The sequence below is a fragment of the Corynebacterium afermentans subsp. lipophilum genome (assembly GCF_030408375.1).
Lineage (GTDB): Bacteria > Actinomycetota > Actinomycetes > Mycobacteriales > Mycobacteriaceae > Corynebacterium > Corynebacterium lipophilum.
In genome coordinates this window covers 1,652,621-1,666,197 of the sequence record NZ_CP046530.1, presented here as the reverse complement: position 1 = coordinate 1,666,197, position 13,577 = coordinate 1,652,621, and the positions used below count along the sequence as shown (strand labels likewise).

General features: G+C 61.4%; 15 protein-coding genes, 1 tRNA gene and 1 pseudogene. 6 read left to right on the top strand and 11 right to left on the bottom strand.

Going from position 1 to position 13,577, the window contains the following annotated elements; genetic code table 11:
* Positions 1 to 20 precede the first annotated feature (20 nt).
* Positions 21 to 968, bottom strand: coding sequence for a glycosyltransferase (locus CAFEL_RS07975; protein ID WP_194559638.1), 948 nt, complete (start codon positions 966 to 968; stop codon positions 21 to 23).
* A gap of 346 nt (positions 969 to 1,314) precedes the next feature.
* Between CAFEL_RS07975 and CAFEL_RS07970 the strand changes: the two genes are divergently transcribed.
* Complete coding sequence (locus tag CAFEL_RS07970; protein WP_194559637.1) at positions 1,315 to 2,238, top strand: ornithine cyclodeaminase family protein; 924 nt, start codon at positions 1,315 to 1,317, stop codon at positions 2,236 to 2,238.
* A gap of 6 nt (positions 2,239 to 2,244) precedes the next feature.
* On the opposite strand, the gene CAFEL_RS07965 is transcribed toward CAFEL_RS07970, so the two are convergent.
* The 6 genes and pseudogenes from CAFEL_RS07965 to CAFEL_RS07940 all read right to left on the bottom strand — a co-directional run bounded on the left by CAFEL_RS07965 (position 2,245) and on the right by CAFEL_RS07940 (position 5,029).
* On the bottom strand, positions 2,245 to 2,427 hold the full coding sequence (locus CAFEL_RS07965; protein WP_394354786.1) for a hypothetical protein: 183 nt from the start codon (positions 2,425 to 2,427) through the stop codon (positions 2,245 to 2,247).
* Between the two features lie 12 nt (positions 2,428 to 2,439).
* Positions 2,440 to 2,541, bottom strand: a pseudogene (locus CAFEL_RS07960) (type 1 glutamine amidotransferase domain-containing protein); the annotation flags it as partial.
* Between the two features lie 9 nt (positions 2,542 to 2,550).
* A complete protein-coding gene (locus CAFEL_RS07955) occupies positions 2,551 to 3,549 on the bottom strand; it encodes an NADP-dependent oxidoreductase (protein ID WP_194559636.1) in 999 nt (332 codons plus the stop codon).
* A 205-nt stretch (positions 3,550 to 3,754) separates the two neighbouring features.
* Positions 3,755 to 4,333, bottom strand: a complete 579-nt coding sequence (locus CAFEL_RS07950; protein WP_194559635.1) for a PIN domain-containing protein — start codon at positions 4,331 to 4,333, stop codon at positions 3,755 to 3,757.
* 36 nt (positions 4,334 to 4,369) lie between these two features.
* Positions 4,370 to 4,810: a helix-turn-helix domain-containing protein gene (locus CAFEL_RS07945; protein ID WP_194559634.1), complete on the bottom strand. Its 441-nt coding sequence runs from the start codon at positions 4,808 to 4,810 to the stop codon at positions 4,370 to 4,372.
* A gap of 146 nt (positions 4,811 to 4,956) precedes the next feature.
* Positions 4,957 to 5,029 (bottom strand) — tRNA-Asn (locus tag CAFEL_RS07940).
* A 133-nt stretch (positions 5,030 to 5,162) separates the two neighbouring features.
* Here CAFEL_RS07940 and CAFEL_RS07935 point away from each other — a divergent pair.
* Positions 5,163 to 5,426: a hypothetical protein gene (locus CAFEL_RS07935; protein WP_194559633.1), complete on the top strand. Its 264-nt coding sequence runs from the start codon at positions 5,163 to 5,165 to the stop codon at positions 5,424 to 5,426.
* Positions 5,427 to 5,453: 27 nt separating this feature from the next.
* The gene (locus CAFEL_RS07930; protein WP_194559632.1) at positions 5,454 to 6,107 is read left to right on the top strand and encodes a hypothetical protein; all 654 of its coding nucleotides are present in this window, start codon (positions 5,454 to 5,456) and stop codon (positions 6,105 to 6,107) included.
* A gap of 520 nt (positions 6,108 to 6,627) precedes the next feature.
* Here the strand turns inward: CAFEL_RS07930 and CAFEL_RS07925 are convergent.
* From CAFEL_RS07925 to CAFEL_RS07910, 4 genes are all read right to left on the bottom strand, one after another.
* Positions 6,628 to 7,242 (bottom strand): hypothetical protein, encoded by a 615-nt coding sequence (locus CAFEL_RS07925; RefSeq protein ID WP_194559631.1) that lies wholly within the window; start codon positions 7,240 to 7,242, stop codon positions 6,628 to 6,630.
* A gap of 227 nt (positions 7,243 to 7,469) precedes the next feature.
* Positions 7,470 to 8,600, bottom strand: coding sequence for an XRE family transcriptional regulator (locus CAFEL_RS07920; RefSeq protein WP_194559630.1), 1,131 nt, complete (start codon positions 8,598 to 8,600; stop codon positions 7,470 to 7,472).
* Positions 8,566 to 9,252 (bottom strand): hypothetical protein, encoded by a 687-nt coding sequence (locus tag CAFEL_RS07915; RefSeq protein ID WP_194559629.1) that lies wholly within the window; start codon positions 9,250 to 9,252, stop codon positions 8,566 to 8,568. Before CAFEL_RS07915 ends, CAFEL_RS07920 begins: the two co-directional genes overlap by 35 nt.
* A 155-nt stretch (positions 9,253 to 9,407) precedes the next feature.
* A complete protein-coding gene (locus CAFEL_RS07910) occupies positions 9,408 to 11,060 on the bottom strand; it encodes an AbgT family transporter (RefSeq protein ID WP_394354785.1) in 1,653 nt (550 codons plus the stop codon).
* 83 nt (positions 11,061 to 11,143) lie between these two features.
* On the opposite strand from CAFEL_RS07910, the gene CAFEL_RS07905 reads away from it, so the two are divergent.
* The 3 genes from CAFEL_RS07905 (at position 11,144) to CAFEL_RS07895 (ending at position 13,546) form a co-directional block, all read left to right on the top strand.
* Positions 11,144 to 11,797, top strand: a complete 654-nt coding sequence (locus CAFEL_RS07905) for a DUF4230 domain-containing protein (protein ID WP_290171985.1) — start codon at positions 11,144 to 11,146, stop codon at positions 11,795 to 11,797.
* Positions 11,798 to 11,980: 183 nt separating this feature from the next.
* Entirely contained in the window at positions 11,981 to 12,619 is a 639-nt protein-coding gene (locus tag CAFEL_RS07900) for a hypothetical protein (RefSeq protein ID WP_194559628.1), read from the top strand.
* 129 nt (positions 12,620 to 12,748) lie between these two features.
* Complete coding sequence (locus tag CAFEL_RS07895) at positions 12,749 to 13,546, top strand: serine hydrolase domain-containing protein (protein ID WP_194559627.1); 798 nt, start codon at positions 12,749 to 12,751, stop codon at positions 13,544 to 13,546.
* The last annotated feature ends 31 nt before the right edge of the window (positions 13,547 to 13,577 follow it).

The window sequence follows — 13,577 nt, the reverse complement described above, 5'->3', positions numbered from 1 at the left end:
GCTTTCACTCTGTCGACCAATCATCTCAGATAACGTGGAAGGCTTTTGAATCGATTTCGCAGGGACTTTATGGCCGCGGCGATCGATGGGATATTCGCGTGTGTGTCAATTAGGGCTCGAATCCTAGTTTTGTCGTCAATGGAATCCTTGAAACGAACGCCCGAGAATAGTTTGTGGAGGTCCGCCAATTGATTGACTGAGGGCTGATTTAAATAATTTCGAAAGCGCTTGCCGAGGTCGTCGTCAGGTTTTGCCACTCCAGAATCCTGGCTGAGGTGTATAGAGTGCAGGAACTGGATGCTCTTGCTGTCTACGATAACCGGAGAGTGTCTATCGATCTGGGTGTGAGCTACCCTTCGGGGGCCGATGACTTCTCCCGCCTCAGTAAGCTGGCAGATCCTAGCTAGGCCGATAGCTATTTTTGGGCGATGTTCGATCCGCGGATCTTTGAAGACCCCATTGTCGAAATATGCTTGTACCCCATATCCGTGGGAAACGTAGAATCCAACGAATCGATGATCAAGATAGGAGGAGAGTGACTGAAAGTATGTCGAAGCTAGGAGGTCATCATCATCTAGACGGTACTCAGCATAAACTGTCCCCTTGGCGAACTTGTCACGAGCCCAAGCGTTGAGCTCCTTCCCCTTTCGATTATGCGCGTCTCTGCGGTCAAGATGCAGCCAGTCGTAGGTGGTCGCCGCCGTTGTAAGGTGGTGCTTATATCTGTCTGGAAGTTCGGCGGAATAACTAACAACGTGATGCAGGTCGAAATCTCGGCGTGACTCTTCGAGTAGCGGAAGTGTGTGATCGAAAAATATGGTTACTCGGTCATCCATCCTGCTAGCCGCGTATAGCCGGGAAAAATATTCCTCGGGATTTTCTCTTCCCGCATTTCGTGACAATCTCCACGACGGTGAAGATGGTTCGTAGAGACTGAATCTAGTATGGCCGAGGAAGCTTCCTGTCATGCTAGCTACTTTATCGCACTCATTTGTGTTGCTATTAGTCGTTTAAGGCTGACTCCAACGGGTGGGGGAAGTGCCGGTTAGTTTTCTGTGCGAACTCCTTGTATCAACGAGTGCCCCTAGGGTTGATGTTTGAAAGAATATCGTAGGAGTTACGTAGCGGGGCATCCTGCTGTCCCTGCTCGGTGCGCTGGGTGCGGTCGGTCTGATTGCCGCGTTGCTCGATTGCATGAGCATTAACTTGCAGGAGTACTTCGAGCAGTTCCTCGACATGCTCCCGTAAACCTGGCTCCCATACGAGTGGATGCGGCTGCGTTGCGCCGCGTCCACTTTTTATATGCTCGGCCGCATGCGCAATTTGGGTTATGACGAGGTTCTGTCTGCGGTCACACCACGCGATGCCGTCGATGCGTTGCGGGAGGTGCTGACGGGCAGGTTCGATCCCGCCACGGACCCGCACCGGCAGAAGGTGGCGCTGCCGCACGGGGAGATGCATCTGCTGCCGTCGGCGCTCGATGGTGCGGTCGGGGTGAAGGTGCTGGGGATTCAGCCGGCGGGGTCAGTTGTCGATGTGCCGCTGGTGCAGGGCTCCTACCTGCTCATGGGAGGTGAGACGCTCACGCCGGAGGTCGTGATGGATGCTGCGGCGCTTACGGAGATTCGTACGCCGGCGGTTGCGGTGGCGGGGGCGCTGGACCGGTTGCGGGCGTCGAGTGAGCCGTTGGAGTGCGTCATCGTTGGTGCGGGTGTGCAGGGGCGGGCGCATGCGCGCACGGTGGTGGACGTGCTGGAGGGGGTGCGGGAGGTGTCGGTGACGTTTGTGTCGAGAAGCAAGCCGGCGGATCTGCCGCACCCGTGGGTGGAGTCGGGCAGTGCCGAGGCCGATGAGGTGTTGGGGCGGGCCGGGTTGGTTGTGGTGGCGACTTCTGCGGGGGAACCTGTGGTCGTCGATAGGCAATTGCGACCTGATGCGACCGTGCTTGCTGTGGGGGCGCACACGGTGGACACGCGGGAGTTGCATGAGGATGTGCTGCGGGGCGCGCAGGTGATTGTGGAGGATGTGGGGGCTGCGCGGCGGGAGGCCGGTGATGTGGCGATCGCGGTGGAGAAGGGGGCGCTTGCGTGGGATGATGTGGTGACGATGGCTGAGGTTGTGCGCGGGGAGGTGGCGCTGGATCCGGCGCGGCGGGTGGTGTTTAAGACCGTCGGGATGCCATGGGAGGACCTGGCGGTGGCGAGGGTTGTCGCCGGCCAGGTCCAAACGGGGTCTTAGTGAGGCTTAGCCGAGATCCTTGACCAGGCGCTGCGCGAGCTCACGCGACGAAGTCGGGTTCTGCCCGGTGTACAGGTTGCCGTCGACAGTGACGTAGGACGCCCACGGCTCCGGCGCCTTCTCGTACTCACGCGCCGAGGGCGACGAGCCGGTCCTCGAGCAGCCACGGCGCCTTGTCGGCGAGCCCACCGGCGTGCTCTAGGGCGTGACCAGTTCTTCGGCCCAGAAGCCGGTGGGGGCGGGTGTGCCGTCGTTAAGCGTCCAGTGTTTAGCTGCCGTAACGACCATAAGAACCTTGGTCATTGTGTCCTCCTAAAACTTGACGATCATCTTGCCGGTGTTGCCGCCCTCGAACAGCTCGAGGAATGCGGCCGGCATGTTGTCGATGCCCTCGCGCACCGTGGTCTCGAACGTGATCGAGCCATCGACAACCAGCGGGGCGATCTTCTCCTGGAACTCCTTGGCAAGGTGGGAGTACTGGCCCACTACGAACCCGCGCAGCGTGAGGCACTTGCCGATGGAAAGGCCCAGATTTCGCGGCCCCGGCGCCGGTTCCGTGTCGTTGTATTGTGCAATGGCCCCGCACATGGCGATGCGGCCGAACGTGTTCGCGTTCTGGATCGCAGCCTCGAGGTGGTCCCCGCCGACGTTGTCGAAGTAAACGTCGATGCCCGCCGGCGCCGCCTTGGCGAGCTGGCCGCTCACGTCGCCGTCCTTGTAGTTGAACGCCTCGTCGAAGCCGATGCTTTTGAGGTATTCGATTTTCTCCGCGGAGCCTGCGGACCCGATCACCTTCGCCGCGCCGAGGTGCTTCGCAATCTGTCCTGCGGCCGAGCCCACAGCACCTGCCGCGCCCGAGATAAACACGACGTCGCCCTCTTTCATCTCGCCAACAGCGGTCAACCCGACGTAGGCGGTAAGCCCCGTCAGGCCGAGGATGCCCAGGTACGCCTCTGCGGGGGCGATGGTGGTATCGATCTGCTCGACCTCGTCCTCGTTCAGGACGGCGTGTGTGCGCCACCCGGCGAAGTGCCGGACCGTGTCGCCCGCTTTGAACTTGCTGGAGCGGGACTCCGTGACTGTGCCGATCGCGGTGCCGTTGAGCGGTTCATCGATCTGGAACGGCTCGATGTAGGACTCCACGTCGTTCATCCGCCCGCGCATGTAGGGGTCGACGCTGGAGAAGGTGTTCTCGACGAGGATCTGGCCGTCGGAAAGCTCCGGCAGCTCCACCTCCTCGAGCCGGAAGTTCTCGCTTGTCGGTGCGCCCTCCGGGCGGGAGGCCAGGACCCATTGCTTCGCTGCAGTCACGCTGTGCTCCTTCGTCGGTGTTCTTTGTATGTACGGTCTTTGCCGGAACATCGGGTGGAACGTCGAGAGGGCTGTTGCTATTCCTGATTTACAGTGTCTTCAAGACTGCGGCGCCACTGGATAATTGCGCTCTGATGCGACCGTGTTTGCCGTGGGGCGCGCACGGTGGACACGCGGGGCTGGATGCGGCGCGGCGGGTGGGCAGCTACTGCTGAAGGGCAATCTGCCCCAACGCCAGCTTCACCCGGTCTGCGAAACTGGGGCACCCTGCACGCTGCAGTGCAACATGGAGCGGGTCTTTCACGACGCCCGGCCGCGAGTAATACTCAAATTGGCTCGCGACCGCGTCGATGAATCCTGGTTGGTTGGAGTCGGCGACGAGGTTGAAGAAATCGTCGCTATTGACGATTTCGTATTGTTCCTCGTCGGGGCGCGAGGTGAAATCATCCGGCCGGTTGTTGGTGAGGATGTAATGCACGTTTCCCGCCACTGCAGCCGCATGAACGTGGAAATCCCCCGAATCAGCTCCACTGAAGCCGTAGTCGCCATCTGGTGCGACAACCGTGTCGTCGATAAGAGCCTCCATCATTTTGAATCGACGCTCGATCGCAGACCCGGACCACTCGGGATGCCTCTTACGCATGGCGCGTATCGCTTCAGCTTGGATGTCGCGGGTCCACAGGATTGAAAACATGCCACGGTTGCATTTGCGTAAATGAAAGAGCCAGTCTGTCAGAATCCGACTGGCCAAAACATTGGCATCGACGAGCACCCGTTGTGTCACGACTACGACCTTATGTATGGAACAGCAACATGGTGGTTAGTCGGCTAGTGGACCGAAAGATTCAAGCTCAAATGACCGGAGGCTTTCGAGAGCCTCATCCTGCTCTCTTGCTAGTTGGCTTTTGAGGGAAAGTACGTCGTCTCGGTGAAAACGGGTATGCGTTCCGACTTTAAAGCTGTCGATCCTGCCGGCCCTTGCCCACTTCATCAAGGTCGGTCGCGAGATTCCCAGCACGTCCGCGGCAGAAGTGCTTGTCAGCTGTTCCGGCATTCGGGTGATCGCGACTTCGCCAGACTCCGTGAGAGCTTTAATCGCTGCAAGTACGGTTGCTTGCACACGCTCGGGGAGGTCGACCTGGTTGCCATCCTTGTCAAGAACTGCGATGTCAGCGTCCTCGGGCATCTGCAGGGCTTCGAATGCAGCCGTATCTTCAGTGCTCAGAACAATGGCGCTTGAGGAAGATAGGGTGGCAGTCATTTGAGCCTCCTTTTGCCGTGGAGGTTGAAGCGTATTGGATTTCACTTGTAAGTGCAATGGGGCTGAATTGGGTTTGCCCCTATTCGGGGAGTGGAAACAAGGGGGTGGAAATGCGAAACGGAGCCCTTGCGGGCTCCTTCGTTTTGCTCCTCCAACTGGGCTCGAACCAGTGACCCTTCGATTAACAGTCGAATGCTCTGCCAACTGAGCTATGGAGGAATATGTTGCCGTTGCTCTCGCTGTGCAACGAGATGTAACAATAGCGTGGGTTGGTTGTGATGCCCAAATCGGCAGGTTGGGCGGTGTTTTCGGCCGTGGTTATGTGGTCGGGTTTTGAGGTAGGGTTTCGGGCATGTTGATTCCGATAGGTGGATTCCGAACAAACGCTGTCGCGTGGGGGCTCGCGGGCTTTGGCGTGGTGTGCCTGTTGTCGGCGAACCGGCTGGCGGATTGGCGGGCGCTGACGTTTTTGGGGCTGGCGCTGGTCGTTCCGAGCGTCGTTTGGCTGGCTGCTGACAAGTGGTTCTCGCGGCCGCGCGGGGTGCTGTGGTGGGTTTTGGTTGCCGCTGCTGTCGCGCTCGGGGTGTGGGGAATTGCGTTGTTCCCCTCGAAGTGACGGGTATAACGCGATAAAGTGGCGGGCATGAAGAAACCGATGCTTGCACTCGGCGTCGCCGCCGCCGTCACCACCTCCGCCGTCATTGCGCCTGCGACCTTTGCTGAAGAGGGCGCGAACACTACCGAAACGGGTTCCTCTGCGGATTCGGGGGAGGCCGAAGGTTCGTCGTTAAGCACGGGCGCAATTATCGGCATCACGCTCGGCGTGCTGGCCGCGGTGGGCGCCGGCGGGTACTTCGCGGTGCAGCAGGGCTGGCTGGAGCTGCCCGAGGGGCTGGAGCTGCCCGAGGGGCTGGACCCGGCGGCGGCCGCGGGACTGTCCTCGCTGGTGCCGGCGCTCGCGATCCCGGGGCTGACCAAGAAGGACAATGGCGCGGCTGCTGGTGGCTCTTGCGCGCCGCAGGCGTTTGACGCGGTGGTGCCGGAGTGGCCGCACTTCACCGGCACTGACGTGATTTTCTGCGACGGTAAGTGGGCCATCGCGGGTGCGAACCAGACGGACTGGATTCTGTACTTCAAGAACTCGAATGGCAAGTGGGCCGTGATCCCGACTGCCGGCACGAAGCAGACCGGGATGCAGCGCGGGTGCTACAACGGTCTGACTCTGCGCGAGCAGGGCGCGCCGGAGGAGTTCATCCGCCAGGCGCCGATTTGCACGCCGGCGGAGATTGGGAAGTAGTTCTTCGGGGCGCTTAGGGCGCTGAGGGGGAGTTGAGCCGGGAGCGGGTTGTGTCGCTGCCGGCTTTTCTTTGGGATCGCAGTGGGTCAGTGTTGCGCGATTTTGGCGTATAGGCGAAAGCCTGAATTCGTCGGCGGGGGAGGCTGTCTTCGCTCTTCGTTAACTCGCTGGTCGCATTCCTGTGGCTGCGCAACGCGTGTTGCCCAATTCAGGGTTTTAGCGAAAACCTGAATTCAGGGTAGGCGGAGGCCGCTCAGGCTGGCGCATGTGGTTAATGTGGCGGAATCTCACCGTCTAATTCAGGTCAAATGCGACGGCAATTGGGCCGCGATCCCGACCGCCGACACGAAGCAGCGCGGGTGCTACAACGGTCTGACTCTGCGCGAGCAGGGTGCTCCGGAGAGGTTCACGCGCCAGGCTTCGATTCACACACCGGCAGAGATTAGGAAGTAGTACTTCTGCAGATACGAAAGTGCCCCACCTCGGGTTGAGGTGGGGCATTATTCTTCGGCGGGCTTGCCTAGCGGTAAAGAACGCCGTTCACAATCGAGAGGCCGCCACTATAATCGTCAACTTCGATTTTTAGCGTATCGATGTTCGCGACGGGAACGTCGAAATTAACAGTGGTGCCTTTTTGGACAATCTTCGACTGCGTGAGGTTGCCGTTCACGTAAATACGTACAGTCGCTTCTTTCTTCTCGTTAAGGACGTTTTCGTCCCAAACCGCAGTGAACGTAGCGCGTCGGAACTCCTTGTCGAGGAAGCGGGTGATGTTGGTGTCGGCGTAGGTATGGTTGGCCCGAGCAGAGTCGGTAAATACCTTGTCGCCAAACTTGACCTCAACTCCCTGGTCAAAATTTCGGTACTCAATCCCCTTGCGGCCGTCCGGAATCAAGAGCTTTTCCTTGGCCAGCTTCGGGGTCGGGTTCAGGTTCGGGTTTGAGCCGGCGTTATCGGACGGTGCATTGCCAACAACGGAGTTGCCACCGTTATTCGGATTGACGCTGCTGCCATTCTGAGCCAGGCCGGCGATAGTGCCGATCAGCGCAGTCAGCGCGACGATTGCGCCAACGATTTGCGGGATTAGCTTCTCAACGTTGTTGAGAAGCTTGTTGATGTCTCTGAAGTCGTACATGAAAATCCTTCGGGGACGGGAAACTGGACATTGCCATTTAAACCCCTTTGAGGCGCCTGTGCAATCGTTTTCGGTGGGATGTCAGTCCTGCACAGAAATGGTTGTGTTTCGATGGGGTGAATTCTGTCGTACCGATGCTGCCGGATGGTCGTCGATAGGCGAGAGCATGCTTCTACGAAGGCGTGAGGGGTCGCCCACTTGGTAGAAGTCAGAAATGAGCCAGGATTTCAGCGCACCACGCGGAGCGCCGGGCGGGCTGGGGCGCTTGTTGTCCGGGCAGCGCTCGAGACCGTGTGAGGTTGGGCGCTGAGCATGAGCGCGTGCAGGTCTCGTGGCGGGAGCTTTGTTTCATCGGCGATGTTTGAGATGCTGGCGCCACCATCGGGGGAAAGCACGTAGTCGAAGATGCGTGAGCGTTCGTATTGCTGTGCGCTGCCGGGCTCGTCGGTGCGGAAACCGCGCGCGGAGAGGGCGGTCAGGTGGGAGTGGTATTCCCGCTCGCTGAGTTTGCCGTGGTGGTAAGCGGCGCGAAGCATGGCCGTGGCTGACACCTTCAACGCGGTCTTGAGCCGGAGGATGTCTTCGAGGCTCGCGTGCAGGCGAAGGTGTGCGCGAACTATGCCGGGCGGGATAAGGAAGTCGGCGGCGAACTGGTTGGCCTCGCTTTCCTCGCGTGCTCCGTTGTGTGGATCGTCGGAACTGTGAAGTAGCAGGTGCCCCAACTCGTGCGCGAGGTCGAAACGAGTGCCTTCGGGGGTGCGGCGACGGGCCAAGAAAATGAGCGGCTGCTGGCCGTCCCACATGGAAAACGCGTCCACCGCAGAGGCTGCGGGCGGCAGGCCCATGACGGCGATGCCGAGGGATTCGGCGAGCTGGACCGAGTTTGGAACTGGCCTGTCGCCGAGCTGCCAGATCGTGCGCGCATGGCGGGCTGCCTCCGAAGGCGTAAACCCAGAAAAATCAGGGAGGTCAGGCTCCGGGAAGTTGAAATTGCGTCGAAGCCAGGCCAAAAGTGTGCTGGCGTTTGCCCCGGATGCGACCGCAACGCTCTTCTGGCGTTGAGTCGCGCGGCTGCCAGCCCGAAAGAGGGTGGAATCCATCGAGGGGACTTCGAGCTCTTCGGAGATGAAGTAACCCGCGGTAAACCCAAGTGCAGCCTCGAGCTGCTCGATGAGCGACTCGGTGCGGGAAGGTGGCGGTCCCTCGTCCTCCCAACGAGACAACGTTGCTGGAGCGATGTCGAGATTTGCGGCGAGCTCCGCTTTGGTGAGGCCGCGGCGAAGCCGCGCGACAGTAATACGGGACGGCGAGATGCGGGCGAAGCTAGTTTCCGCTCGCTCGTGAGATTGTGAAGTCAATGTCATCGTCCTTGGTCCCGAAAAGGTCTGGCTGGGCCATAGCGAATTCCGGATGAATCGGTTTGAGCAGAACTCTAACGTCCCACGCCTCGACTTCTCCGTCCTCGGAGATGGAGGCTGGGCGCGAGAACTCGCTACGGAGCTCCTCGTGCTCCTCATCATAAAAGTACAGAAGCAGCCATTCACCTGGCGGGGGAGTGTGGCGGGCGTCAGGCGAATGAGCTGCAGGTGTAAAAACACCAAGCCCAATCTGCAGCTGGTTAGAGGCGTTGACGGATTGGATGGTGGAAACCCCTTTTCTCCGCGCCAAACCCGGTGCAGCTTTTCGGAGTCCAGTAGCTGAATTGCCGGCGGCTGCGACGAAACTCGTTTGGTTATCAACGTGGACAAGGAGCGGTCGGTTGTCCGGATTTGCCATCTTCCAGTTGTTGCTCTTGCAGTGGAACTTTCGGATAGCGAAGTTGGTCTCGGACCACTGGTAGAACCCGGGAGCAGTCACGGGATGGTAGACCTCGCAGTTTCGTCGCTGCGCTAGACCTTCGGTGAGGGCAATGGCTAGATATTCTGCGTCGATGTCGCGTTTTGCGAGGTAACCTTTGGCTTCGTTGGGTGGGATGATCGTTGTGTTTTCGAAGGGGGACGGCGTCGTCATGGTGGCTCCTTCCGGCCTCGTCGGGTTTGGGCCTGAAAGTAGCGCACGGTGTGGACATTCCCGTCTGCGATTAGAACAAGCGTTCTGACCGAAGGTTCGTCGATAAGCAAAAGGCCCGGCTGCGCAAACGCAACCGGGCCTTCACCGCCAACGAGCTACACCTGGTACCCCATTGGCGAGCCGGGGCCGAGGGGGATGCCCAGGGCGTACCAGATCATGAAGAAGATGAACCAGCCCACCAGCATGGACACTGCGTACGGCAGCGCCAGCGACATTAGGGTGCCCACGCCGGCCTTCTTGTAGTACTTCTGCAGGAAGGTCAGCGCGAGGGCGAAGTAGGGCGACATCGGGGTGATGATGTTCGACGGCGAGTCGCCGATGCGGTAGAGCATCTGGGTGACCTCGGGGGAGACGTCGACGTACATCATCATCGGCACCACCACCGGCGCCATTAGTGCCCACTGCGCGGAGCCGGAGGTGATGAACAGGTTGATCAGCGTCACCATCAGCACGAACGCGGCGAAGAGGATCACGTTCGGCAGGTCCCAGGACTGCAGCAGCTCCGCGCCCTTGATGGCGGTCCAGGGGCCGAGGTTGGACCACTGGAACCACGCCAGGAACTGGGAGACGGCGAAGAACAGCACGAGGATCGGCAGGAGCGACTCCAGGCCCTTGGCCATGAATTTCGGGATGTCTGCGGCGTTGTCGATCGTGCCCACGACCAGGCCGTAGACCAGGCCGGTGGCGAAGAAGATCAGGGTGATCGGCACGGCGATGGCGCGGATCAGCGGCGACTCCATGAAGCCCTCCTCGGGCCGCGCGAACGGCGAGCCCGGGATGAACAGCAGGGCGAAGTAGGCCACCAGGGCAACGAGGAGGGTGATGCCGGCCCAGGCCAGGCCCTTGCGCTCGAGTGGGGTCAGCGACAGGTCGTCATCGTCGGTGAGGTGGGAGTCGTTGGGCTGGTTGGACTCGTCGAGTTGCAGTTCGTCCTCGTCGATGTGGTCGTGGTCGACAAGGTTCTCGGCTTTCTTGTCCACAAACAGCTCGGTCACCGCCGTGATGATCAGCGACAGCACCACCGCGGACGGGATGACAAAGAAGATGTTGGCGAGCGGGGAGACTTCGTAGGCTTGGTCCACAAGCTGCGCGGCGGAGGTGGAGATGCCGGCGAGCAGCAGGTCGGTGATGTTGAGGATGAGCGAGGAGTTAAAGCCTGCCGACGACGCCGCGAACGCCACCATCGCGCCCACCACCGGCGAGCGGCCCACCGCGTGGAAGGCCATCGCACCCAGCGGGATGATGATCACGTAGATGGCGTCCGAGGCCACCGAGCCGGTCACGCCAGCCAGCGCGACCATGAAGGTGAGCATCTTCGGGCTGACCTTGTCCACCATCGAGCGGACCATCGCCGCGAGCAAGCCCGTCTGCTCCGCCACGGCCACGCCCAGCATCACCGCCAGAATCACGCCGAGCGGCGGGAAGGCGATGAAGTTCTCCACCGCGTCGGTGACCATCCGCGAGATGTTCTCGCCGGTGAGCAGCGATTCGACGTGGATTTCCTCGCCGGAGGCCGGGTCGGTGGCGGACAAGCCCGCCTTGCTGGCCAGCCAGGACGACACCGCCACTACGCCGGCGAGGATCACAAACAGCCAGAATGGGTCCGGCAGCTTGTTGCCGACTTTTTCAATCCAGCCCAGGAAGCCGGACATGCCCTCCTGTTGCTGGTTGTTGTCCTTGCGGTCCGCGTTGTGCTCCGGGGCCGGGCGATCTTCCAGGCCTTTTTCTACTTTGGTTGATCCAGTCATGGTGGGTCTTCCTGGTCGGCGATAATTCGTCGTGAAAAGGTGAGAGCCACCTTACATTTTCTCGGCGAAGTAAGGTAAACGAAGTGAGCACGAAATTGCAGATTTCCCCGCGCGACACCCGACCAACCGGCTGCTTCGGTGCGCTGGCCTCGGTCATAGCAGTGGTCGCCATCGTGGCGCTCGTCTTGGCGCTGACCCGCCCGGCGCTGCTCAATTGGAGGGAGGGGGAGGTGACGTCGACGACCATTGGGGCGTCGTTAGGCGATATTGCTGAGCTTTCTGTGGAGGAATACGTCTTCTCCGACGTGGGCAAATTCGACCAGGAAGGCCTCGAGGTGCTCGGCGTGCGCGTGCCGTTTACCGGGCGGAACTTCCTGGTCACCTACGACGGGCGCGTCACCGCCGGCATCAAAGACGCCTCGCTTATCGACGTCCACCTGGCCGACGATGCCATCGAAATTTCACTGCCGAACGTGGAGGTGCTCGAATCCCACATCGACGCCGACAGCGTCAAGGTGTACGACCAAACCATGAACCCCATCAACCAACTCCGCGTCGAGGACGTCACCGGGTTCATCGCCGACCGGGAGGCCGACGCGCGGGAGAAGGCCATCGCGTCCGGGCTTCTCGACCGCGCCGGGCAGCACGCCGAGGAGCTCGCGCGTGCGCACGTGACGGCGCTGGTGGCCGGGACGGACATGGAGGACTACGAGGTGCGCGTTTCGCAGACGCGGTAGGGGGTAGGGGGTGCGCTTTTCGGGCGCGCTTCTTTTGCCCTCCGCTCGCCAGATCCCGCAAACCCCTAGTAAGCCCACCCGAGTATGGCCGAAAATGGGGCTTACTAGGGCTCGCTTACTAGGGGTCTGTGCCCGAACCGGCGAATCCAGGTGCGATAGCGCCGCGCGCGGTAGTCTTTTTGCATGCGTAAAAATCTTGCTGTGGGCGCCGTTGTCTGCGCCGTTGCCGTCGTTGCCCCTGCCGCTTCCGCCGCTTCCGCTGCTGATGCCGCTGATGCCCCGGTGGACCCGGGCTTCTCCCGCGTCTGCGCCGTCGAGTACAACGCCGACCAGGTGCCCGCCCTGGCCGCCGGCCTCAACGCCGACGACATCCTCTACCACTCCGGTTCCCGCGCCGACGCGCTCGCGTTGTGGACGAAGAAGCAGGACGAGCTGCGCGCCGGACTGGGCGAAAACGGCTGGGGTGCGCTGAAAGATATCGACAAAGACTCTCTCTGGCCCGTTGAAGAGCACACCACCAGCTCCGTGATCGCCGACGACCTGGGCAGTTCCAAGACCGGCGCGCCGTCCACCTTTGACACCCCGTTCACTGCTGGCGAGGTTGCCTACTTCAAGTCGGCCGCCTCCTACACTGCGCAGCGCTTCCAGGACTGCGGCAAGGACATCAACCGCACCGAGCCCACGCAGCCATCGAGCTTGGGCTCGACGGTCGCGCCGGGCGCAATCGTGGGCATCGTTGCCGCGGTGTTGGCGGTGCTCGGGGTTGGCGCGGCGTTCGCGGGCATGATCCCGGGGCTCACACTCCCGGCGCTGCCGTTCTAGTGACACAAACCCCGAGTAAGCCCTCCTGAGTATGGCCGAAAAATGGGCATACTCAGGAGGGCTTACTCGGGGTCTGCGGGTGGGGGCGCACGCCACCGGTCCCCGCGCTGCGCACGTAGGGTGGGCCTTATGGAGCTCGAGAAGTTTTTCAGCAACTGGCCGGTGGACAACGTTGCGGCGGCCCTCGTCGGCGACACGGAAGCCGCGCTCGGCGACGAGGACAAAGTCTTCGAGCTCGCCAGCGTGACCAAGCTGCTATCCGCGTACGCGGTGCTTCTTGCGGTGGAGGAGGGGGCATTCGAGCTTGACGACGCCGCCGGGCCCGACGGCGCAACCGTCCGCCACCTCCTCGCGCACGCCTCCGGTGTGGGCTTCGATTCCCGCGAGCCGCAGAAGACGCCGGGGGAGCGGCGCATCTACTCCTCGGCCGGCTACGAGATCCTGGCCGACCACGTCAAGGAAACCACCGGCATCGCGTTTGCGGACTACGCACGCGAGGGGGTGTTCGAGCCCCTCGGTATGGACTCCACCGAGATCTACGGCTCGGCCGGCCACGGCGGGCGTTCCACCGTCGGCGACCTTGCTGCGTTTTCCGCCGAGCTCCTCTCGCCACGTCTTCTGGACCCGTCGACGCTTAGCGAGGCCTTTTCCAACCAGTTCGGCGACCTGCGCGGCGTCGTCCCCGGCTACGGCATGCAAAAACCCTGCCAGTGGGGCCTGGGTTTTGAGATCAAGGGGGAGAAATCCCCGCACTGGACCGGCGACGGCATGCCCGCGGACACCGTCGGCCACTTCGGCATGGCGGGGACCTACCTGTGGGTCGCGGGTGGGCAGGCGTGCGTGGTGCTCACGGACCGCGAGTTTGGCGACTGGGCCAAGCCGCTGTGGCAGGAGACCAACACGGCACTGTGGGAGGCACTGGGGTAGGCGGCGATCCTCGATGGGGGGAGTGGGGGCC